The sequence below is a fragment of the Paenibacillus sp. TC-CSREp1 genome (genome assembly GCF_050171015.1).
In the GTDB taxonomy this organism is placed as follows: Bacteria; Bacillota; Bacilli; order Paenibacillales; family Paenibacillaceae; genus Paenibacillus; species Paenibacillus silvae.
In genome coordinates this window covers 182750-205219 of the sequence record NZ_JBNOKM010000001.1, presented here as the reverse complement: position 1 = coordinate 205219, position 22470 = coordinate 182750, and the positions used below count along the sequence as shown (strand labels likewise).

Genomic DNA, 22470 nt, shown 5'->3' with positions numbered 1-22470 from the left:
TTCATATGAGCAAGCATATGGAAGCAGGGCTGCTCGATTATACAAGGAAGAAGGAGACCCCCAGAATGATATAAACGACCAGCAGCAGCAAGCCTTCGTACCAGTTGGTGGAGCCGTCCTGTGTGATCGACTTGGCTATGAACACAGACACACCGATCGCAACCAGCTCAATGGTGGTAAACACGATGTCCATTGTACGCCCGGTAAAGTAACTGACAAAGATGAGCACAGGGGCGACAAACAGGGCGATCTGCAAGCTGCTGCCTACGGCAATTTCCACCGCTGCCCCGATTTTATTTTTCATCGCAAGCATGATAGCGGCGCTATGTTCAGCTGCATTCCCGATAATTGCCACGAGGAATGCACCGACGAACAGCTCGCTCAGGCCAAACTCGGAAGTGAATACTTCCAGCGTGCCGACCAGCCATTCACTGACAAAAGCAACCATCACCGTTGCGATGACGAGATACAGGATGGATTTTTTCTTCGACCACTCCGGTGCATGCTCATGAGGCAGTTCCTCATCATTATCGTCAGTTACATCTGCAAGATAGCTTTTATGCGTAACCATGGAAAACAGCAGCCAGGCGATGTAAGCAGCAATGAGCAATCCCGCAACGATGAGACTGAGTGTATTTGTATCCCGTTGAGTGATGGAATGTGTGTTCAGGAAGACAGCCGGAACAAACAGGGCGATAATGGCAACAATCATCAAGGAGCCGTTTAGCCCCGCAAGGGATACGTTGTAGTTCTGAATTTTAAACTTCAGACCTCCGGCGAAAATACTGAGTCCAAGCACAAGCAGCAGGTTCCCGATGATTGATCCGGTCAGACTGGCCTTGACCATGTCGAACAGGCCCTCTTTGACAAGGAAAATGGCGATGATCAGCTCAGCCGCGTTGCCAAACGTAGCATTTAAAAATCCACCCAGCCGCTGTCCGGCATAATGGGCAACATTTTCGGTAGCCTTGCCTAAAAAGCCGGCGACAAAAATAACCGAAATGGCAGATAAAATGAACTGCAGAATCGAATCCCATTTCATGTAGTGGGCGATGGCGCTGAGTACAAAAAATGCAATCAGCAAATAGGATGAAATCCGGTTTCTCACAAAAAACACCTCGGTTATGTACTTTATTTTGTTTGGAAAATGACACGATGTACTTATGCGATTAATTTCATATTTCAATATAACCAAATGGTGGCAGGTTGTAAACGCATCTTTTTCAGTTAAATTTGCTTTTTGGGGTGGAAACGATTTAAAATACGAGTAACGAAGTGAAGGAGGATGTGGCATGGCAGAACAACTTCAATTGGAGAGCGGAAACATCCGGATTGCCGATGACGTGGTTGCGAAAATTGCTGGAATGGCTGCAATGGAAACGCCTGGAATCGCCGCAATGTCTGGAGGTTTGTCAGAGGGCTGGGCGAAGCGTCTCAGTGGTAAAAACGTGCAGAAGGGCGTGAGCGTTGAGGTCGGCCAGCTGGAAGCAGCCATTGATCTGCGCATCATCGTCCTGTACGAAACCCCGATTCATGAAGTTTCACGTATGCTTCAACAGAATGTGAGAGAAGCGGTAGAGACGATGACCGGATTACGTGTCGTTGAAGTCAACGTAAAGGTCGAAGGTGTATCTTTCCGAGGCGACGACCTGTAAAAAGATGACCCTATAAAAAAAGACTCTGCATCAACTGATGCAAAGTCTTTTTTTATGCTTTTCCAGCCTTATCGAACCCGGCGAATAGAGTCCCGGGAACGAAGTGCAGGAGATGTACGCGTTTGAACCGTCACGGATTTGGTTTTTTCTTCTTTGATGGCTTCAAGGTTGTTCGTGCGTGAGATGCTCAGCACAATTCCCATCGCGACCATCATGACGAAGAGTGACGTTCCCCCATAACTGATAAACGGCAGTGTAACCCCCGTTACAGGGATCGTTTGAGTGACGCCTCCGATATTGATGAAGGCCTGGATCGCGATCAGACCCATAATGCCTATACCCACCAGTGTACCAAACGGATCTGGACACCGCAGCGAGACAATGATTCCCCGCCAGATAAAATACAAATATACCAGCAGGAACAGGGTACTTCCAATAAAGCCGAGCTCCTCTCCGATTACAGAGAAAATAAAGTCATTATAGGCATTAGGCAAATAATGCAGCTTCATGGTGCCTTGTCCAAGTCCCGAGCCTGTAACGCCGCCGTCACCAATAGCTACAAGAGAGCGGTAGAGGTTAAGGCTTCCACCGTTAATATCGGACAATGGATTGAGGAAAGCCTGAATCCGGCCGATTTTGTAGTTCTGTTCGGCTGTTACTGTTGTTGCGGCATCCAGTGCGGGAGCGCTTGGAGACATGGAGGAGAACAGGGCATTTGCACCAAAGGCAAGACCTCCACCAAGCACTACGAGCAGAATGGAGCCCATAATGTGTTTCATGCTGGCCCCACCGGCATAAATAACAAGACCGCAGGTGGACACCAGGATGAAGCAGGTACCGAAGTCAGGCTGCAGCATGATCAAACCTGCGATAAAGCCAACGATAATTAAGACGGGGAAATAACCGGTTTTGAAATCTCGGAAACGTTCCCCTTTTTTGGTGATCAATGCAGCCAAATAAAGAATGATAGCGATTTTTGCAAATTCTGCAGGCTGTAGACTGAATCCGAACAGATGAATCCAGCTTTTTGCACCGTTCAGCACTTTTCCTGTAATCAGTACGAGCAGCAGCAGCGCCGTGGTGAACAGGAAAAAGGGAGCATACAGCTTTTTGTACTTGTTAAAGCGGATGTTCATGGCAAAAAACATGCCAAACAGACCGATAATCGCCCACATAAGTTGTTTTTTCGTGAAGTAAAGGGCATCGTTGTTAAAACTTTTGCTTGCAATTGCAATGCTGGAACTGGAGCTGAATACCATCACCAGTCCAAAGCCCACCAACAATAAAGTGAGGATTAGCAGTTGAAAATCCGGCGTGCCTCTCTTCGTTCTCGTCTGGGCCTTTTGTTGTTTCATAGCAGGCCCGCCTAAGCTTCGAGCAGTTCTTTGAGCTGCTGTAATTTTTGGGTCGCCAGCTTCACGACTGGCTGCGGAACGGAAGAGTCGTAATCAAGTCCATGCGGAAAAGTGGCTTTGCCAAGATAAACGGCTTCAACGGCCAGAACCGTATCCGGTTTCTCAAGCTTGCCTTCTACCGCGCGCGTATTAATGCGTACAAAGTATTCTGAGTTAGTTTGTTCGTCTTCGATTTTGTAGTCATATGTAGCACGGTAATATTCCCACTGCCACCGGACAAATCCGACTTTCTCGGCGCTCTCATCCAGGTATGCCAAGTCGCTTTTCAAGCCATCCAAGCCTGTGTTCTCAAAAATCATAAGCGTTTGATCCTCCTCATAAGCTTCCGAGTATATTTCTCGTATGTTACTCTAGTTTATGATAGTATGTTTCACCTTCCCGTGCAAGCTTTCCAAAGGCCTTTCGTATCGGATTTCATGCAATTCTGCTACAATATACTGCAACAGGTTTGAAGAGGAAGGTTAGCTACTGTGAAAAGTGCCGTTAATGATCGAAAGGATGGGGTTACATGACAACGAATATATGGTGGGAAGATCTGCAGATCCACATGGTGGAATGGCGGCGTCACCTTCATCGCAATCCTGAGGTTTCCTTTCATGAGGAGAAAACATCCTCTTTTGTGGCAGATATGCTGGAGAGCTTTGGTATTGAGGTTAAACGACATGTAGGCGGTCATGGAGTGATTGGTGTACTGCGTGGAGACAGGCCAGGGCCTGTTGTGATGCTGCGGGCGGATATGGATGCACTGCCTATTCAGGACGAGAAAAATGTAGCATATGCTTCTCAGCAGGCTGGGGCTATGCATGCCTGTGGTCATGATGGTCATATTTCAATGCTGCTTGGAACGGCGTTATATTTCAGCCGTCACAGGCAGGAGGTGCAGGGAGAAATCCGCTTTCTGTTCCAGCCGGCTGAGGAACTGCTTCCAGGCGGTGCTGTTCAAGTTATCGCAGACGGAGCGCTGGAAGGGGTAGACGTTATCTACGGAATCCACCTGTGGACGCCAATTCCTGTAGGTGTGGTTGCAAGCACAGCAGGACCAATGATGGCGGCGGCCGATGATTTTTATATTGATATCAAAGGTAAAGGCGGTCACGGCGGGATGCCTCAAGCTACAGTAGATAGTGTAGTCGCTGGCTCTGCCCTTGTCATGCAGCTGCAGACGGTAGTCAGCCGCTCGGTTGATCCGTTACGCCCGGCTGTGCTGACGATTGGTACGATGCAAGCGGGCTCGGCGCAGAATGTTATTGCCGAACAGTGCAAATTAAGCGGTACGGTGCGGACCTTTGATGAAGAGACCCGAAACGCAATGAAGGAACGTGTGCTTGCGATGGTAGCGCAGACTGGGGCTGCTTATGGTGCAGAAACCCAGGTGAAATACATTATGGGCTACCCTCCTGTTGTTAATGATGAGCGAGAGACAGCGCGGTTCTTCCGCGAGGCTGAAGCGACATTTGGTGCGGATCGGGTTCAGAACTCTCCTATGCTGATGCCGGCAGAAGACTTTGCATATTATTTGCAAAAAGTTCCGGGGTGCTTCATGTTTGTCGGTGCAGGCAATCCGGAGAAAAATGCAGTGTATCCACATCATCACCCGATGTTTGATTTTGACGAGGACGCCATGCAGACAGGTGTTAAGCTGTTTGTGTCCATGGTGAAGGGGTACGCAGCCGAATTTTAAACCTTATAGTTGGGCATCCTGATCATACCGAGGTATGGACAGGGTGCTTTTTTGGGTTTTGGAGAAACAGAGACAGATTAGCAGATAGTGAGGGAGGGAGAGAAAAATGAAGACGTTTAATCCGTCAGGTGCCTGCATTGTTCAGCGGGATTTCACGGTGCTGCTTGAGACTGGACATGCTGAATTTGAAGCGGCGAGAGCACAGATTTCCATGTATGCGGAGCTTGTAAAAACACCTTCAGCCTTTCACACCTATCGTATTACGCCGTTGTCCCTATGGAATGCGGCAGCACTGGGCTGGCAGTCGGAGCAAGTCATCGCCAGTCTGGAGCAGGTGTCACGCTGGAGTGTGCCTTCGGCGCTCATGCAGGACGTGCGGAGAATTATGGACCAGTATGGCAAATTAAAGCTGCACGCTGAGCCGGATCATGTCCGCATGCGTTTGGTTAGTGAAGATGAGCAGCTGCTGGATGAGCTGAACGGGATAAGGTCGATTGCAGCATTTCGTATGGAACGGGTAAATCGCCATGAACTTCTGCTATCAGGGGAGAAACGTGGCTTGCTGAAGCAGGAGCTGACACGTCTTGGTTATCCGGTGCTGGACTATGCAGGTTATCGGAGAGGCAGTGAGCTTTCATTTGGCTGGCGTTCTGATGCGGAATTATCCACGGGAAGTGCATCCCGAAAGAGAGAACGAGATGGTGGCTTTACGCTGCGTCCATACCAGGAAAAAGCCGTTGATGCTTTTACAGGTGGCGAAGGCACTGGCGGCAGCGGGCTGCTCGTGCTTCCCTGCGGAGCAGGCAAAACGGTTATTGGCATAGCCGTGCTGGAACGGCTGCAATGCGAATGCCTTATTTTAACGTCCAATACAACATCTGTCCGGCAGTGGATGCAGGAAATTCAGGATAAAACAACGATTACTTCCGACCAGATCGGGGAGTATTCCGGTCAGAAGAAACAGGTGAAGCCGGTGACAGTTGCTACGTATCAAATTTTGACTCATCGCAAGTCCAAGGATGCGGAGTTCAGCCATATTCACCTTTTGCAGGAACGAAAGTGGGGGCTGATCATCTATGACGAGGTGCATCTGCTGCCGGCTCCGGTATTTCGGGCTACAGCAGACATTCAGGCAACGCGTCGTTTAGGGCTGACGGCTACACTTGTGCGTGAAGACGGATGTGAACAGGATGTGTTCTCACTGATTGGCCCGAAATTATACGATATGCCATGGAAAGAGCTGGAGCAAGAAGGATGGATTGCCGAGGTGAAGTGTCAGGAGGTCAGGGTCCCGTTGTCGCCTGAATTAAGATCGACCTATGTGCAAGCCGAGGGCAAACATCAGTTTCGACTTGCAGCTGAAAATCCTGCCAAAATCAATGTTGTTAAACGTTTGCTTGAACGTCATGCCAACGCACCAACGATTGTCATCGGTCAATACCTCGACCAGCTGGAGATGATTGCCCGGGAAATTGATGCTCCGCTTATCTCAGGATCGATGTCCCAGCAGGAGCGAATCAAGTGGTTCTCCGCCTTTCGTCAGGGGGATATACGCACGATTGTTGTATCCAAGGTTGCCAATTTTGCTGTTGATTTGCCGGATGCAGCGGTGGCACTTGAGATTTCAGGGAGCTTTGGATCAAGGCAGGAAGAGGCTCAGCGGCTCGGCCGCATTTTGCGTCCCAAGGCAGAGGAGAATAAAGCCTTTTTCTATGCGCTTGTTTCTGAAAATAGCAAGGAACAGGAGTTCGCACTGCATCGCCAGATGTTTCTGGTTGAGCAGGGGTACGAATATGCGATTGTGCAGGAATCAGATGTGATCCATTAAATGTTGCAGAGGAGGAGCATATGATGTCTGATTTAGAATATGAGATGGAGCAGGAAGCCCCAACGAGAGAAGAGCACGGTCTGGAATCATGGGCTGCGATTGGAACAGCAGAGCGGCGGGTGCTAGGTTTGCTTTTTCACAAACATGCGGGTCAAAGCTTTTCTTCTCTTCTGCCTCCTGAAGTGTGGGCCAAGGAAGGTTTAAGCGGAGCGGAAGCCAACCTGGCCTTTGCCATGCTTCGGCGTAAACGGTGGATTAGCTCGGTTCACAAAAGCTGGGGCGAATGCACGTATTATATCCCGCAAAGACATCTCATCGTGCTGACACTGGTCTGTACTGATCATGCCAATCCTTTGGTTGAAGCGATGAATGAACCTGTTATGCGAGTGATATGTGAGGCTAAGCCGCATGTAGCGGCAGAGCTGCTTCATCTGGTCGCCTGGATCGAGAGGGAGGCATTACCTCTCACGTCCAAGGGCACCATACATAAACGAAGTGTGCAGAAGTTAAGCACATTAACGATTTTATCTCCTGCTGATTTTGAAGACCTGAATATTGCTTATGACCATGCTGATTTATATCCTGTACATGTCGTTATCCTGCTGGATATGCTGCTTTGCCTGAATTTGGTAACGCAGACGGACAAGGGATTCGAGATCAGACAAGAGCGTCTGCAGCAATGGATCTCGCTGTCCTGGTCAAAAATGCATCGGAAGATTTTCCAGGTGTGCATGGACCGATATGGAGACTCAGAGCCAGTGATGCAGCATTTTCGTTATCAACTTTCCTTGTTAGCACCGGGCTTGAATGGATGGTATCGAATTAGAAGTGAGCATGACCATACAAAAATGAAGAGCTGGCTGGTGGCTTTGGCAGGCTGGGGGTTTGGCGAGGTTGGCGAGACGGCAGATGGAGCGCTGGCGTTTCGCTGGCTGATGAATCCGGCTGAGCTTATGGATATCCATAGCTCAGCTCGGAGCGTTGAAGCGGATGTTGCGCGGCATCATACTCAGGTAGAGGTCGAGGAAGCATCCGCCAGAGTGTATGTGCAGCCTGATTTTGAGGTGATGGTCCCCCCTGACGTGTCTCCCGCAGTCTGTTGGGGGCTGGAGCATTACTGTGAACGAATGATACGTGATCAGATGTCGATCTATCGGCTGTGCAAAGAGCGGGTTGAGAAGGCCGAATCAATAGCAGGAGGACAAGAGAGACAGTCGGCAGTTCAATTTCTGGAGAAATATAGTTATGGCCGTTTGCCAGAGCATGTGATGGGTGCCTTGAAGGATTGGACAAGAAATTGCGAAGCACAGATGATGAAACAAACCCAAAAACAAACACAAACACAAACACAAACACAAACACAGACGCAGAATCAGAATCAGGACACTGTTAGTCTCGTTAAAAAAACGGGATCGAATTCGAGCCATAAGTCGTCTTCTTTTGTTTATCGTCCTGGTGTGCAAGGTTTACTTCAAGGACGCATGAAGACAGCCATGACAGCAGGCCCAAATTCCGCTTCGCTTCATATGGAAGGGGTTCAGCAGGAGGAACCCGCCTGGTCCCTTAGAAAAACGGATGTACCCGAGACATGGCACAGGGAATGGAGGAAGTATCATATGTCCACGGCGCGTCAGATTGCACTGCAGGCTATCGAATGGCAGGTGAAGCTCGGCGTAAGAAAAGGAGGGGATACGTTCGTCCTGATTCCTCAGCACGTTAAGGGACACGAGCGCTGGACACTTGAGGCCTGGTGCCTTCTGGACAGCGGGGAATCGATATGCACGCCAGAATGGCGAACATTTACACCCGAAGGCTGGGATACAATGCGTCTTATTCTGCCAGATCATGTCTAAACCTGAGGCTTTGCGTGATAAAATGAAACCAAAACCGAATTTTGAATACTTTCTCACTTGCAATTACAGGAAAAACTCTTCTTAACCTTTCATGGATATGCTATGATGAAGGAGTCTACGTTAAGTAGAACTTTATATATAGATAGGATGAATAATTCATGAGCGTAGCGGAAATAAACACGGTCGATATGGCCCAAGTGTTAACGGGCGCATATGAACTGGGTGACATGATTAACCAATCTGCCGAAGTATCGGATTATTTATATTGGAAGCAGCAAGTGGAGACAAGTCCCGAGATTCAGGAGGGCATCCGCCGGCTGAATGCCAAGAAAGAATTATTTGAGGAAACACAGCGGTTTGGCCATTTTCACCCAGACTATCATGCAGCGAAGGATCAGGTAAAAGCGCTGGAAAAGGAACTGGAGTCCTTTGAAGCAGTAGCGCGGTTCAAGCAAGCGGAGCGAACATTGGACGAGATGCTGTTTCAGATGTCGGAGACGATTGCCTTCGCCGTATCCTCCACCATTAAAGTACCGAGTAATGACCCAAATCCCAAAGGTGGCTGCGGAAGCGGCGGCAAATGTGGATGCAGCTAATCGCTGCCAAATGATCAGATTTATGAATGATTAGATTTACATTGTGAAGGACCGGGCCTTTCGAGGGCCGGTCTCCATTTATAGAAGGGCGGGGAACGATGATGTTTGCGGAAAGAACTGGATTCATTATTTGGGTTAGTGATTTGAAAGCGGCCCGCAATCTCGAAAAATATGGAACCGTGCATTATATCTCCCGCCGTATGCATTATGTTGTCATGTATGTTAATGCAGAACGAGCTGAGGATACGATGAAAAATGTAAAGCGGCTTTCCTATGTGCGCAAAATCGAGCGCTCTTATCGTAACGAGATCAAAACCGAGTATGCCAGCAAAACGATGGACAAAACAAGCTATTACGGAATATAGCACGAAACGCAGGAGGGGCCCGGTGGGTCGCTCTTTTCTTAAACGCGGTATAAATAGAATTTTATGAAAAAAGTTAAACTTACGCCTTGAGGTTGCGGGACTTATGTTGTAATATATTTGGTAATAAATAGATAGAAAGTCCTATCTGGTGGAGAGTGATTCCCATGCGTGATAAGGTGATGCAACGTTGGAGCACCTACGAGCCGTTTTTTGTGGCTCTCGGAGACAAGAAAGTGGCTGACATCGTCATTACCCATCATGCAAAGATGCGGTATGCAGATCGTGTTGAGGCTGCACGTAGTGATGATGACCATATTGCGGCATGGTTATGGGAGTGTCTGAAGCAGGACCGGGTAACACCATATTACCGCAATGAACAGGACGTTTACCTGATTGATGATGATTTGGTTATGGTCGCTGAGTTTTCCGAGCTTGAAGGAGAATATGATATAACAGGCAATCCATTGCACAAAATGATTGTAGTGACGTTTTTGGGACGTATGTCGGAGACGATTGAGCTTCGAGATTTGAAGTCGTATTATTCCTGGCTTAGACACTCCAGAAGAATGACACTGGTCAAGAATAGCCGGAAGCACAGATAATAAGTTGTTCGATATTGCAATCATAGATTTAATGCGAGATTCTATGTACTTACGCATGCAGACAAGCTGCATGCTTTTTTATGTTGCAGAACGGGAAATCGGCTACAATATAGAGAGAGCAAGTGGAAGAGGGGCGAACATATGAATTTTCATCAGCTGCACATTTTTTACACGGTGGCAGAGAAGGGCAGTTTTTCTGCGGCTGCACAGGCACTACATATGACACAACCGGCGGTGACGATGCAGATTCAATCGCTGGAGGATTATTTCGGAACCAAGCTGCTGCATCGATCTACCAAAAAAATAGAATTGTCAGAGGCAGGCCGCACATTACTGCCTCATGCCAAACGAAGTGTAGAGCTGGTCAGACAGACCGACGAAGCGATGTCTGCTTTTACTCAGAAACTGCAGGGGAGATTGCAGCTTGGGGCAAGTCTGACCATCGGGGAATATGTGCTGCCTCGTATGCTTGGACCTTTTGCAAGGCAGTATCCCGATATATCCATTGTTATGAAAGTGATGAATACAACCCAGATCATGGATGAGATTTTGAAGCACCAGTTGAACTTTGGATTAATTGAAGCGCCGATACATCACCCCGATATGATTGTGGAACCTGTTATGCAGGATGAACTGAAGCTGATTGTACCTGCGGGACATGATCTGGCAGGCCGTGGCAAAGTCAATCTTGAAGAAGTGATGAATTATCCTTTTGTACTGCGGGAGGAAGGCTCTGGCACACGTCAAGTGATGGAAGGGCAGCTGCAGAAGAAAAAAATTGACCCAAGTGACATGAATGTGGTCATGGAGCTTGGCAGTACAGGGGCGGTCAAATCGGCTGTGGAAGCAGGGGTAGGCATTACGATGCTGTCTCCCTCTTCTGTGCAGCATGAGCTGGCTCTGGGGCTTGTTCATATGGTGGACATTCGCGGGCTGGAGTTCAAGCGTCAGTTTTATGCCATTCATCTGAAATCCTCTTTGCTGCCGCTGTCCGCTGTAGCTTTTCTGGGGTATTTGCGTCAGCAGGAGCATGAGACGGGAGAGCAGGCTTAGGAAGTATGTTCTGTAAGATGGATTTACTTGAGGATTGTGAAAAAGAAACGGTAAGAATCAACAGTCCAGCATTGGATATGAAAGGAAGGATTGCCCATGAATCAGCATCAGGGACGCTGTGATCTTCATACACATAGCCAGGCTTCGGACGGAATGCAGTCCCCGACAGATAATGTGAAGCTTGCGAAGCAAAAAGGGTTATCCGCAGTAGCTCTGACAGACCATGATACTGTGGCTGGAGTGGCCGAGGCCCGGCAGGCCGGACAGCTCCTTGATATTGAGGTTGTTGCCGGGGTAGAGATCAGTACACGCGCGGGCGGCAAGGAGATCCATGTCCTTGGGTATGAGGTGGACGTAGATGATGAACGTTTTCTGCAGCGATTGCGCGGTTTGAGAGAGGCGCGAGAGGAGCGCAATCATCGGATGATTGCCAAGCTTCAGGAGCTTGGTCTCGATATCACTTGGCAGGAGGTGCTGGACGAGCTGGGGCGGCCACTGGAGCCGGATGAAAGTGTTGGCAGACCACATATGGCAGATGTGCTTGTAAAAAAAGGGTATGCCGCCGATATGCGGGATGCTTTTGATCAGTATCTGGCGGAAGGCAAGCCTGGTTTTGTATCTGTACCTCGTGTTGCACCGAAGGATGCTTGTGTCTGGATTAGAGAAGCAGGTGGTGCTGCGGTTATAGCGCATCCGGGTATTTACGGAAATGACGAATTGGTAAGACAGATCATCATGGACGCTAAACCGGACGGTATCGAGGTGTTTCATTCGGATCATGGCCCGGAGGAAGAGCAGCGGTATTTGGAGCTGGCGAGGGAATTTGATCTGATTGTTACAGGTGGGTCAGATTATCACGGAGAACGGCAAGGTGTTGTTTTTCACGGAGATTTAGGCAGCAAGACGGTAGCGATGGAGGTCGTAGAGCAGCTTCGGGCTGTGTCATCGATGAGAAAATCGAAATAGGCGCATGAAGTGTAGCGGACAGTAAACATAAGACAAGGTAAGCATAAAACAATGTAAGGATAAAATGTAAGGATAAAAGGAAAGCGAAGTAAGTATAGAAGCAAGGGTTTAGGGCGTGTCTGAAAACTCTGAAGGCGGCAGATTTTGCTGAATTTTCGTTCCAAGCCAGGAAGTTTTCCGCAGGCGTGCCGGGGCACGTCAAGGGAAAGTGACGCAGCATGGGGCGAAAAGGCGGTAAAAGATGCACTTCAGTAGGTTTCAAGACACGTCTTAGATAAAAGGAAGGCCATAAACACGTTGAAGGAGTTCTTCAGGGTGCTTATGGCCTTTTTATGATATGTTTCGCTCGGTTCGCTCAGCCTGTTAGGATCTCTGAGAGGAGCCGAGAGAGAAGGGCGAGATTAAGGATTCAAGACAATTGAAAAGGAGGCAATACTGGTGTGAAAACCATAGTCCATAACAGAATGGCCACACAATCGGACACAACAGAATAGCCCACACAATCGGAGGGCTGGTCGAGTCAAGTTGAGTCAACTCCGACTAAATATGACTGACGGGGCATAGAAGCACCAGCCTTAAAGATGGACTACCAATCTAAAGATTCTAACGATTCTCACGAACCTTATTTGCCTTCGATTCGGGCTGTTTGAATTCTAACGATCCCCAGGAGCCTTATTTCAGCCAAAACACTAAAAAATGGCCACCGGTGGAGCGAATTCAGGGAAATAACGTCTCTGTGAATCGTTAGAAATATAAAATGCCTGAAAACGCCCAAATAAGGCTTCTCCTGATCGTTAGAGCTCACAGCCGGTTGCGTTGGTATGTGATGGGCATTCGCAGCAATATATTACCGAAAATGTATTGCCGAACTGTATTACTAAAATGTGTTACGGTACTATATTGCAGAATTGTATTACTAAACTGTTTTACCAAATGTACTATTAAGCGTACCATCTGACTAGATGCGCTACGCTACCTTACCCGTTTTTGATCGTTGAGGGCAGGCTTTTGATCAACTCGTCATTCGGTGTGACAAACAGCGTTTTCTGATGGTCATAAATGACAAAGCCGGGCTTTGCACCGCTTGGTTTACGTACATGACGAATGTAAGTGTAGTCTACAGGCACGCTGCTTGATTCCTTTGCTTGGCTGAAATAAGCTGCTAGCTGTGCTGCTTCCTCCAGCGTAGCTTCACCATAATCCGTGCTGCGAATGACCACATGTGAGCCTGGAATGTCTTTGGTATGCAGCCATGTATCATTTGCTGAAGCGAGTCGGTTGGTTACATACTCGTTCTGAAGATTGTTTTTGCCAACCAGAATGTCAATGCCCTCCGAGGATGTGAATTGATGCACGGTCGGGCGGTCATTTTTCTTTTTCTTCTTGCCCTTTTTGTTTCGGTCACGCAAGTACCCCTGTTGTACAAGCTCGTCCCGAATTTCTTCAATATCGTTCATGGATGCGATGGAAAGCTGCTGCAGCAGGTTGTCGAGATAGGCGATCTCGTCCTTCGTTTTGCCAAGCTGCTCATGAATGACAGCCAAGCTGTTTTTGTATTTGTTATAACGCTTGAAGTAACGCTGCGCATTATCGGATGGTGTAAGCAACGGATCAAGCTGAATGGTGATGCTGCGCTGCTCTTCGTCGTAAAAGTTGACAAGCTCTACACTTTTATCGCCCTTGTTGACCAGATGCAGGGAAGCAAATAACAATTCCCCCCACAGTCTGTACTTGTCGGCATCGTCTGCTTCAAGCAGATCCTTGTTCAGGTTGTCGAGCTTTTTAATGTTTTTGCTGCGCTCATTTTGCAGGAACCGGAGCAGGTCGCTGACTCTTTGTTTGACTGTGTCCCGTTCGGCCTTGTCTCCGTAATAATCCTCCATACATTTACTCATTGTATCGTACGTTTTTTCCTGTTCCTCAATGCTCTGCAGACGAATGGCAGAGAAGACCATTTTGCCTTTGGCATTCAGCCCGGTTACAGGGGTGTACTGATGTTCTTTGACAGGGGCCAGCACGGATTCAAAAGCAGTCCAGAGTGTTTCCGCATCCAGACCGTTTGCTTCTGAAGCTGAGCGAGCTGTGATCTCTCCCGCAATGAGCGGACTCATACCGCTGAATGCATTGACCAGCCAGCGAGAAGGATGCAGGTCTGTTTCATTCCCCGCTTCATCGCCTGACGTTTGTTTGTTCTGCTCCACTGCCGCAGAGATCAACTGCGCAAACTCATTCGAAGTGACCTCCAGCGGATTGCTTTTGTGCTGCTCCGGCGGGGCCGTGTATGAGAAACCGGGCATGATGACACGGTAACTGCTGATGGATGGAGTAACATGGTGAATACCGTCCAGAATCGTGTCTGTCGCAGGGTCGAGCAAAATGATATTGCTGTGACGTCCCATCAGTTCAATAATGATGCGTTTGACCGAAACATCGCCAAGCTCGTCCCGTTGCCGCACATCGATATGAATGATCCGTTCCATGCCAATCTGGCGGATGTTCTCAATGATAGCCCCTTCGCAGTGCTTGCGCATCAGCATGCAGAACATCGGCGCTTCTGTCGGATTCAAAAATGTTTTCTCGGTAAAATGCACACGCGGGTATGTCGGGCTTGCCGAGACAAGCAGCTTGCTGTTGCCGCGCTGGGCACGCAGGGTGAGCACTACATCATGACCGTTTGGCTGATGGATTTTGCTGATTCGTCCTCCGATGCAGCCCCGCAGCTCATGTACGATGGCGCGGGTTACGATGCCGTCAAGTGCCATATTGTCCACTTCCTCTCTATTCAAGCATCTGCACGGTTCTTGCAGATTGCCTTATCTATAACGAATTTACAGACAGCCAGACATATGTAATCAGATGGGTCATAACAAAAGGATGGCTGCCCTCTTTCTTACTGCAATCAGGAGTTACCCATAAGCTTCGCAGACTTATATTTTAGCTTATTCTGTCCATCAGGGAAAGGATTCACCTTCCGGGTGCTATTCACGGACATGTCCGAATACATATAGAGCAGGTAGTTTGTCCGGCACAGTGTACAGCTTGCCCTGGCAGCATGCCGGTGAAACATGTGAGAGCTTGCATTGCAGATGAAATGAGACTGGGAGGGAATTCTGTAGCATGGAACATACCAAGTGGCATCAACTGGTTGACGAAGAGCTTCGTGACACTCTTGGAGTCGATCCGCAGGAGGGATTAACAGAGGAAGCGGTGGAAGAAAAACGAAAAACAGCTGGCTCGAACGAGCTGAGTGAGGCAAAGCGGATATCTCCGATCACGCTGCTGCTGAATCAGTTCAAGGACTTCATGGTGCTGGTGCTTATGGGAGCAACGCTGGTATCCGGTTTGCTTGGAGAGTATCTGGATGCGGTGACGATTGTTGCCATTATCGTGCTGAACGCCATCTTAGGCTTTGTACAGGAATTCAGAGCAGAACGTTCCCTGCGCGCACTCAAGCAGCTGTCGGCCCCTCTCGCCAAAGTACTCCGTTCAGGTCAGGAAGTGCATCTTCCGGCAAAACAGCTCGTTCCTGGAGACATCATTGTGGTGGAGAGCGGGGACCGCATTCCCGCCGATGTACGCTGGCTGGAAACGAGCAGTCTCGATGTAGAGGAGTCTGCACTCACGGGAGAATCCGTGCCTGTCAGCAAACATAGCAGACCCATTGCCAGTGATGATGTTCCGCTGGGAGACCAGCGAAATATGGGATTTATGGGCACAATGGTCACACGGGGTACAGCTAAAGGCATCGTTATTCGTACGGGTATGGACACAGAGATGGGTAAAATTGCTGACCTGATCCAGAGCACGGAGGAGCAGGAGACTCCGCTGCAGCACAGACTGGAGCAATTGGGTAAAATTCTGATCTTTGTTGCGCTGGGGTTAACGGTGATGGTTGTGGTCGCAGGTATTCTGCATGGACAACCCGCTGTAGGCATGTTCCTGGCAGGTGTCAGCCTTGCTGTGGCTGCAATCCCGGAAGGCTTGCCTGCGATCGTGACGATCGCCTTGGCGCTGGGTGTACAGCGGATGATTAAACGCAAAGCCATTGTACGCAAGCTGCCATCGGTAGAGACGCTGGGCTGCGCCTCCGTAATCTGCTCGGATAAGACAGGTACCCTGACACAAAACAAAATGACGGTCACGAATGTGTGGCTTGAAGGACGCAGTATCAAGGTCACAGGAGACGGTTATGCACCGGAAGGTTACATGCTGGAGAATGATCGAATCATTGAGCTGAAAAGTGACCAGTCCCTGCGAAGAATGCTTCAGATCAGTGCACTTTGTAACAATGCGAGCATTGTAGAAACGGTTCTGAACGAGCCAGGCAGCAAGAAAAAAAATAAAGATTCCAAAAAAGAGAACAAAAAAGGCCGCAAGAAAGGCCAGCAGCAGGAAAATCAGGATTATATCGGCCAAGTGCTTTGGGAGTTGAAGGGTGATCCGACGGAGGGAGCTCTGGTGGCAATGGCTTCCAAAATGGGCATTACTCCGGCAGGACTTAAGGAATTGTATGCGCGAGAGCAGGAATTTCCGTTTGATTCCGAGCGGAAGCGTATGTCCGTAATGATCAAACATCAGGGCGGGCGAATGATTTATACCAAGGGAGCGCCTGACGTACTCATTGAGCATTGCAGCTATATTCTATGGGAGGGCAAAGTCGTTCCGTTCACCGGCACACTGCGCCAGAAGGTGATGGCTGCCAACGAAAGCATGGCTGGCAATGCGCTGCGGGTGCTCGGGATGGCTTACCGTGAAGTCAGACCGAAGGAACATGTCGCTGACGAACATGCAGCAGAAAGCCAGCTTGTATTTGTCGGGCTTGCAGGTATGATTGATCCCCCTCGTCGTGAGGTTCGTGATGCCATTGCTACATGCCGCAAGGCGGGCATACGTACCGTCATGATCACGGGAGACCATGGCACAACGGCAGAAGCCATCGCCCATCAGCTGGGCATTCTGCCTCGCGGCGGAGCTTCACTGAGTGGACAGCAGCTTGCGGGCATGACGGATGAGCAGCTGGATAAACAGGTGAACGACATTTATGTGTTCTCCCGAGTATCACCCGAGCACAAGCTGCGCATCGTCAAGTCACTGCAGCGCAGAGGACATGTGGTTGCCATGACCGGAGATGGTGTCAATGATGCACCTGCGATCAAGGCAGCAGACATCGGCATCGCAATGGGCATTACCGGTACGGATGTAACCAAGGAAGCCTCTTCCCTTATTCTGAGTGATGACAATTTCTCCACGATTGTGGCAGCTATTGAAGAGGGCCGCAACATCTATGAGAATATTCGCAAGTTTATCCGTTATTTGCTGGCATCCAATGTAGGCGAAATTCTGACGATGTTTTTTGCAATGATGATGGGCTTGCCTCTTCCGCTTGTGCCTATTCAGATTCTATGGGTAAACCTTGTGACGGATGGCCTGCCTGCCATGGCGCTTGGAGTCGACCAACCGGAAAAAGATCTGATGGAGCATAAGCCGCGCGGAGCGAAGGAAAATATTTTTGCCCGCAGATTAGGATGGAAAATTGTTAGCCGTGGTGTGCTGATCGGGTTATGTACGCTCGGTGCATTCTGGCTTACTCTTCAGGCGGCTCCGGATAATCCGGGTCAATTGATCAAAGCGCAGTCTGTTGCTTTTGCAACTCTGGTGCTCGCGCAGCTGATCCATGTGTTTGACTGCCGGAGCTCGCGTTCCATCTTCCATCGAAATCCGCTGCAGAACAAATATCTCGTGCTTGCTGTCATTTCCTCTGTTGTGCTTATGCTGGTTGTCATGTACGTTGAACCGCTGCAGCCGATTTTCAAAACCGTTCCTCTCGGCCTGCGTGAATGGGCAATCTGCATCGTAGCCGCAGGTATTCCTACCTTCCTGATGGGGGCAGGCAGCGTGTGGGGAGGTCGTCGTAATCGCCGCCGTATGGGTGGTCCCGGGCGCTTCGTACCGAAAAGTACAAAGTTTTCAGCATAAAATCAATAGTAATTCCTGAGCTGTTTCGGTATGCTATCCTCAAAATGATTCAAAGCGAGAGCTTTGACATTTTGCAGGATAGCTTTTTTGTATGCATGAACGTGGATCAAAGAAAGCTTCCTGGTTTTACGGGTAACACCCTCAATCGGTTTTGACTGTAAGAGCTTCAATCGGGTTTGACTGTAACAACCTCAATAAGAGAGAATAATTTATAAACTAAAGCTTTGGCAGCAGACTGCCAAAAGGAGTGGGCAAGGATATGGAATTTACGAAAATGCACGGATTGGGCAACGATTTTATTATTGTATTTGGTGAAAAGGAGCTTCCTTCAGATGCGGCTGAGCTTGCGGTAAAATGGTGCAATCGCTTCTTCGGCATCGGAGCGGACGGCCTGGTATATATACTTCCTTCTGAGAAGGCAGATTTTCAGATGCGTATTATGAACTCGGACGGCTCGGAAGCGGAGCAGTGCGGCAATGCTATTCGCTGCGTGTCCAAGTACGTATACGACCACGGTCATGTTGACCGTGAACAGATTACCATTGAAACGATCGGCGCCGGGGTACAGCCTGTGACCCTCAACCTGCGTGATGGCAAAGTGGAAACGGTGCGGGTAGATATGGGCGAGCCAATCCTCGATGGTCTTCAGGTGCCAACCACAGTAGATGCGAATCCTGTAGTTGATCATTACATTGAAGCCAATGGACATGCATTCAAATTTACGGCGGTATCTATGGGCAACCCTCACGCAGTTATCTATGTGGATGATGCAGTGAACTTTGATCTGACGACCTGGGGGCCGCTGCTTGAAGTGCATCCGATGTTCCCGAAAAAAATCAATGTTGAATTCGCGACTGTACGCGACCGAGGATATGTAGACATGCGAGTGTGGGAGCGCGGAGCAGGACCAACGCTGGCTTGTGGAACAGGCGCCTGTGCAACACTCGTGTCATCCGTGCTGAACGGTCATACAGACCGCACGGCTGTAATCAGTCTGAAGGGCGGAGACCTCAACATTGAGTGGAGCGAGGCAGATAACCACGTCTATATGACTGGACCAGCCGAAGTTGTTTTCAAGGGAGTTACTTCATAATCAAGTTCATACGATGAAATCAATAATCAAGTTCGTACGATGAGATTAATGATCACGGAGGCCTGCGGGCCTCTTTTTTTACTCGTAGTGTTAACCTCTTCTGTACACCCCTCAAGGGCGCTTTCAGAGGCTCAATAGCAGGAATGTCCACTGGAGCCGGACAAACAGCAAAATCCTGTGTTTTTCTTCGTTTTTTAGCGTTTTTTGTGTTACATTAGTATGAAATGATCACAGCTAGGCGGGGGGAAATGGGATGAAGGCGGATTTACGCACTGCAATGAAACAACGTGTTCTTGTTGGTGATGGGGCCATGGGAACGTTTCTATATCAAATGGGATTCCCGGTTGGGATTTCCTATGAAGAATTGAACTTGATTTCACCGGAAGTTGTGGCAGACGTGCATCGCCGTTATCGGGATGCTGGCACAGAGATCTTTGAGACGAACACATACTCGGCCAATTTTGACAAGTTGTCCAAGTTTGGACTGGAGTCCAGAGTCGAGGAAGTGAACCGTGCAGGTGTACGCATCGCAAAGGAAGTGGCCGGTACAGACGGATACGTTCTCGGCGCTGTGGGCTCTATTCGCGGCGGCAAACGAACGAACGTGTCTACCAGTGAATTGAAGCGCTTCTATCAGCAGCAAATTTCTGCTTTGCTGGATGAAGGTGTGGACGGCATACTGCTCGAAACCTTTTATGATATTGAAGAGATGGACATTGCTCTTCTGCAGGCGCGTAAACTGAGCGATCTTCCGGTTATCGGGCAGTTCGCTGTGGAAGATGTGGGGCATACACTGGACGGTTTCACGATGCCTGAAGCCTTTCGCATTATGCGCGAGCAGGGAGCTGACGTCATCGGCTTCAACTGTCGTTCTGGTCCGAACGGGATTATGCGTGCGATGGAAACCGTATCTGGTCGCATCGGTGTCCCGATGTCCGTGTATCCGAATGCGGGTGCGGCAGATTATGTGGACGGTCAGTTCCGTTATGGCGCAACTCCTGAATATTTTGGCCAAACTGCCGTACAGTTTGCAGACCTTGGTGCCCGTATTATCGGTGGATGCTGCGGTACAACGCCTGATCATATTACAGCCATCAAACAAGCGCTTGCGGAGTATGTACCGCTGCCGATTGCTGAGCCTGATCCAGCCGAGAGCCAGCCGCGAATCGTGCTTCATGAGAATTTGGATGAACGTGCAGGGCGCGGGGGACAGCCAACGATTGTGGATCTGGTCAAGCAGCGCCATACGGTCATTGTTGAGCTTGACCCGCCGCGTGATCTGGACATTGCCAAGTTCATGAAGGGTGCTGAAACGCTGAAAGCTGCCGGAGCAGATGCACTGACGCTGGCGGACAACTCTCTTGCCGTGACCCGCATGAGCAACATGGCCCTCGGACATCTGGTTCAGGACCGCACCGGTCTGCGTGCACTTGTGCATATTGCCTGCCGTGACCGTAATCTCATCGGCACCCAGTCCCATATGATGGGATTCGATGCGCTGGGCATTAATCATGTGCTGGCGGTAACCGGTGATCCTGCCAGATTCGGTGATTTACCTGGTTCCAGCTCGGTGTACGACCTGACCTCATTTGAGATTATACGAATGATCAAACAGCTGAATGATGGTGTAGCCTTCTCGGGTAAACCGTTGAAACAGAAGGCCGGTTTTGTAATTGGTGCCGCGTTTAATCCAAATGTTAAACATCTGGACAAAGCGGTGCAGCGGCTTGAGAAGAAAATTGCCTCCGGGGCAGACTATATTATGACACAGCCTGTATATGATCCGGAACTGATCGTAAAGATGAGTGAGGCAACCAAACATCTGAATATTCCTATTTTTGTCGGTGTTATGCCGCTGGCAAGCGGACGTAACGCGGAGTATTTGCACAATGAGGTTCCCGGGATTCAGCTGTCGGATGAGGTGCGCTCTCGGATGGCAGGACTTGAAGGCGAAGAGGGCCGTGCGATGGGAGTAACGATTGCGAAAGAACTGCTGGATATAGCTACAGAGCATTTCAAGGGGATCTATTTGATGACTCCGTTTATGTTCTATGGCATGACCGCCGAGCTGACCCAATATGTCTGGGAGAAATCGGAGCATCAATGTCCTACTTGTTTCCACCCTAATAATCAATTACAATAGTAAAACGGATGTGATGCCGATGTCATTCAGTATGACCGGATACGGTCAATCCGCCTTTCATTTTGGCGGCTACAAGGTACAATTGGAGATCAAATCAGTCAATCATCGTTATTGTGAAGTCATGATGCGCCTGCCGAGAGAGTGGACGTACTATGAGGATGGTTTGAGGAAGATCGTACAGAGCCGCTTGAAACGAGGGCGGATTGATGTTTATGTAATGAAAGAAAAAGAGGAAGACCAGGCTCTTCCCGCTGTTCTGAATGAGCAGGCGGTCAGGGCCTATCTGCAGGCTGCAGAGCAGCTGGAACGTCAATTTGGACTGCAGGGCAAACCAAGCATTGTGGATATGCTGGGGCTGCCGGATGTCATGGTTCAGTCGGACGGGACGAGCTTCGTGCCAGATGAACAGAAGCATGAATGGGAGCAGGTTTTGCATGCAGGTTTGAATGAGGCTCTCTCCAGTCTGGAGCAGATGCGCGCTCGCGAAGGTCTTCATCTGGCCACTGATCTGGAACGGCGGATTACCCGTCTGGAGTCACTGCATACCGAGATGCTCGCGCTTGCGCCAACGGTGGTAAGTGATTACCGCAACAAGTTAAGGCAGCGGCTTACGGAAATGCAGGAAGAGGGCTCTTTCCCTTTTGATGAGCATAAATTGGGTATGGAAATCGCAGTGTTTGCGGATCGTTCCAACATTGAAGAGGAGCTTACACGTTTACTCAGTCATTTTGGACAGAGCAGGGAATTGCTGAAGAGCGAGGACCCGGTAGGCCGCAAGCTGGACTTTTTGATTCAGGAGATGAATCGGGAAGTCAATACGATTGGATCAAAAGCCAACCACTTGGCTCTGGTGAACCGTGTTGTCGAGATGAAGGCGGAGCTGGAGAAGATTCGTGAGCAAGCAGCGAACATCGAATGAACGGCCAAATTTCGGCAGAAGAGTCGCATGTATAGGGGGAAGAACCTGATTATGGCAATCAAACTCATTAACATTGGATTCGGTAACATCGTATCGGCGAACCGGATTATATCCATCGTGAGTCCGGAATCGGCGCCGATCAAGAGAATTATACAAGAGGCAAGAGATCGTCACATGCTGATAGATGCAACTTACGGAAGACGTACCCGTGCCGTTATTATTACGGATAGCGATCACGTTATTCTGTCTGCAGTTCAGCCTGAAACGGTCGCCCATCGTCTTTCTTCGAAAGATGATGATAACGACGAATAAAATGGAGTGTAAT

Annotated in this window: 18 protein-coding genes; 14 read left to right on the top strand and 4 right to left on the bottom strand. The window is 49.2% G+C overall.

Features of this window, described 5'->3' with window-relative positions; translation table 11 throughout:
* Positions 1-37: 37 nt before the first annotated feature.
* Positions 38-1108, bottom strand: a complete 1071-nt coding sequence (gene cax, locus ACQSGY_RS00945) for a calcium/proton exchanger (protein WP_145404005.1) — start codon at positions 1106-1108, stop codon at positions 38-40.
* Between the two features lie 184 nt (positions 1109-1292).
* On the opposite strand from cax, the gene ACQSGY_RS00940 reads away from it, so the two are divergent.
* On the top strand, positions 1293-1655 hold the full coding sequence (locus tag ACQSGY_RS00940) for an Asp23/Gls24 family envelope stress response protein (RefSeq protein WP_105410238.1): 363 nt from the start codon (positions 1293-1295) through the stop codon (positions 1653-1655).
* A gap of 68 nt (positions 1656-1723) precedes the next feature.
* Here the strand turns inward: ACQSGY_RS00940 and ftsW are convergent, their stop codons facing one another.
* Both ftsW and ACQSGY_RS00930 read right to left on the bottom strand, forming a co-directional pair.
* Positions 1724-3010, bottom strand: a complete 1287-nt coding sequence (gene ftsW / locus ACQSGY_RS00935) for a putative lipid II flippase FtsW (RefSeq protein WP_427050324.1) — start codon at positions 3008-3010, stop codon at positions 1724-1726.
* Between the two features lie 11 nt (positions 3011-3021).
* Positions 3022-3369 carry a YugN family protein gene (locus tag ACQSGY_RS00930; RefSeq protein ID WP_090923657.1) on the bottom strand — a complete coding sequence of 116 codons (348 nt, stop codon included), beginning with the start codon at positions 3367-3369 and terminating at the stop codon, positions 3022-3024.
* 209 nt (positions 3370-3578) lie between these two features.
* Here ACQSGY_RS00930 and ACQSGY_RS00925 point away from each other — a divergent pair, with 209 nt between their 5' ends.
* From ACQSGY_RS00925 to ACQSGY_RS00890, 8 genes are all read left to right on the top strand, one after another.
* The gene (locus ACQSGY_RS00925) at positions 3579-4751 is read left to right on the top strand and encodes a M20 metallopeptidase family protein (RefSeq protein ID WP_426333082.1); all 1173 of its coding nucleotides are present in this window, start codon (positions 3579-3581) and stop codon (positions 4749-4751) included.
* Between the two features lie 106 nt (positions 4752-4857).
* Positions 4858-6579: a DNA repair helicase XPB gene (locus tag ACQSGY_RS00920; RefSeq protein WP_427050323.1), complete on the top strand. Its 1722-nt coding sequence runs from the start codon at positions 4858-4860 to the stop codon at positions 6577-6579.
* Positions 6580-6599: 20 nt separating this feature from the next.
* Entirely contained in the window at positions 6600-8432 is a 1833-nt protein-coding gene (locus tag ACQSGY_RS00915) for a hypothetical protein (RefSeq protein WP_427050322.1), read from the top strand.
* A gap of 158 nt (positions 8433-8590) precedes the next feature.
* Positions 8591-9028: a YlbF family regulator gene (locus ACQSGY_RS00910; RefSeq protein ID WP_111271068.1), complete on the top strand. Its 438-nt coding sequence runs from the start codon at positions 8591-8593 to the stop codon at positions 9026-9028.
* Between the two features lie 101 nt (positions 9029-9129).
* A complete protein-coding gene (locus ACQSGY_RS00905; protein ID WP_056696929.1) occupies positions 9130-9393 on the top strand; it encodes a YlbG family protein in 264 nt (87 codons plus the stop codon).
* A 164-nt stretch (positions 9394-9557) separates the two neighbouring features.
* Positions 9558-9995, top strand: a complete 438-nt coding sequence (locus ACQSGY_RS00900) for a hypothetical protein (RefSeq protein ID WP_427050321.1) — start codon at positions 9558-9560, stop codon at positions 9993-9995.
* Positions 9996-10136: 141 nt separating this feature from the next.
* Positions 10137-11048: a selenium metabolism-associated LysR family transcriptional regulator gene (locus ACQSGY_RS00895; RefSeq protein ID WP_184187545.1), complete on the top strand. Its 912-nt coding sequence runs from the start codon at positions 10137-10139 to the stop codon at positions 11046-11048.
* A gap of 96 nt (positions 11049-11144) precedes the next feature.
* The gene (locus ACQSGY_RS00890; RefSeq protein WP_427050320.1) at positions 11145-12014 is read left to right on the top strand and encodes a PHP domain-containing protein; all 870 of its coding nucleotides are present in this window, start codon (positions 11145-11147) and stop codon (positions 12012-12014) included.
* A gap of 977 nt (positions 12015-12991) precedes the next feature.
* Here ACQSGY_RS00890 and ACQSGY_RS00885 read toward each other — a convergent pair.
* Entirely contained in the window at positions 12992-14776 is a 1785-nt protein-coding gene (locus tag ACQSGY_RS00885; RefSeq protein WP_427050555.1) for an Rqc2 family fibronectin-binding protein, read from the bottom strand.
* Between the two features lie 355 nt (positions 14777-15131).
* On the opposite strand from ACQSGY_RS00885, the gene ACQSGY_RS00880 reads away from it, so the two are divergent.
* The 5 genes from ACQSGY_RS00880 to remA all read left to right on the top strand — a co-directional run bounded on the left by ACQSGY_RS00880 (position 15132) and on the right by remA (position 22457).
* Positions 15132-17990 (top strand): cation-translocating P-type ATPase, encoded by a 2859-nt coding sequence (locus tag ACQSGY_RS00880; protein WP_427050319.1) that lies wholly within the window; start codon positions 15132-15134, stop codon positions 17988-17990.
* A gap of 259 nt (positions 17991-18249) precedes the next feature.
* Positions 18250-19083 (top strand): diaminopimelate epimerase, encoded by an 834-nt coding sequence (gene dapF / locus ACQSGY_RS00875; protein ID WP_111271062.1) that lies wholly within the window; start codon positions 18250-18252, stop codon positions 19081-19083.
* Between the two features lie 253 nt (positions 19084-19336).
* Positions 19337-21226 (top strand): bifunctional homocysteine S-methyltransferase/methylenetetrahydrofolate reductase, encoded by a 1890-nt coding sequence (locus ACQSGY_RS00870; protein WP_427050318.1) that lies wholly within the window; start codon positions 19337-19339, stop codon positions 21224-21226.
* 19 nt (positions 21227-21245) lie between these two features.
* Positions 21246-22145 carry a YicC/YloC family endoribonuclease gene (locus ACQSGY_RS00865; RefSeq protein WP_111271060.1) on the top strand — a complete coding sequence of 300 codons (900 nt, stop codon included), beginning with the start codon at positions 21246-21248 and terminating at the stop codon, positions 22143-22145.
* A 51-nt stretch (positions 22146-22196) separates the two neighbouring features.
* The gene (remA, locus tag ACQSGY_RS00860) at positions 22197-22457 is read left to right on the top strand and encodes an extracellular matrix/biofilm regulator RemA (RefSeq protein WP_006209218.1); all 261 of its coding nucleotides are present in this window, start codon (positions 22197-22199) and stop codon (positions 22455-22457) included.
* Positions 22458-22470 lie beyond the last annotated feature (13 nt).

Coding starts and splice junctions, on each gene's coding strand:
- ACQSGY_RS00940 (WP_105410238.1), top strand. CDS start 1,293: ATGGCAGAACAACTTCAATTGGAGAGCGGAAACATCCGGATTGCCGAT.
- ftsW (WP_427050324.1), bottom strand. CDS start 3,010: ATGAAACAACAAAAGGCCCAGACGAGAACGAAGAGAGGCACGCCGGAT.
- ACQSGY_RS00930 (WP_090923657.1), bottom strand. CDS start 3,369: ATGATTTTTGAGAACACAGGCTTGGATGGCTTGAAAAGCGACTTGGCA.
- ACQSGY_RS00925 (WP_426333082.1), top strand. CDS start 3,579: ATGACAACGAATATATGGTGGGAAGATCTGCAGATCCACATGGTGGAA.
- ACQSGY_RS00920 (WP_427050323.1), top strand. CDS start 4,858: ATGAAGACGTTTAATCCGTCAGGTGCCTGCATTGTTCAGCGGGATTTC.
- ACQSGY_RS00915 (WP_427050322.1), top strand. CDS start 6,600: ATGATGTCTGATTTAGAATATGAGATGGAGCAGGAAGCCCCAACGAGA.
- ACQSGY_RS00910 (WP_111271068.1), top strand. CDS start 8,591: ATGAGCGTAGCGGAAATAAACACGGTCGATATGGCCCAAGTGTTAACG.
- ACQSGY_RS00905 (WP_056696929.1), top strand. CDS start 9,130: ATGTTTGCGGAAAGAACTGGATTCATTATTTGGGTTAGTGATTTGAAA.
- ACQSGY_RS00900 (WP_427050321.1), top strand. CDS start 9,558: ATGCGTGATAAGGTGATGCAACGTTGGAGCACCTACGAGCCGTTTTTT.
- ACQSGY_RS00895 (WP_184187545.1), top strand. CDS start 10,137: ATGAATTTTCATCAGCTGCACATTTTTTACACGGTGGCAGAGAAGGGC.
- ACQSGY_RS00890 (WP_427050320.1), top strand. CDS start 11,145: ATGAATCAGCATCAGGGACGCTGTGATCTTCATACACATAGCCAGGCT.
- ACQSGY_RS00885 (WP_427050555.1), bottom strand. CDS start 14,776: ATGGCACTTGACGGCATCGTAACCCGCGCCATCGTACATGAGCTGCGG.
- ACQSGY_RS00880 (WP_427050319.1), top strand. CDS start 15,132: ATGGAACATACCAAGTGGCATCAACTGGTTGACGAAGAGCTTCGTGAC.
- dapF (WP_111271062.1), top strand. CDS start 18,250: ATGGAATTTACGAAAATGCACGGATTGGGCAACGATTTTATTATTGTA.
- ACQSGY_RS00870 (WP_427050318.1), top strand. CDS start 19,337: ATGAAGGCGGATTTACGCACTGCAATGAAACAACGTGTTCTTGTTGGT.
- ACQSGY_RS00865 (WP_111271060.1), top strand. CDS start 21,246: ATGTCATTCAGTATGACCGGATACGGTCAATCCGCCTTTCATTTTGGC.
- remA (WP_006209218.1), top strand. CDS start 22,197: ATGGCAATCAAACTCATTAACATTGGATTCGGTAACATCGTATCGGCG.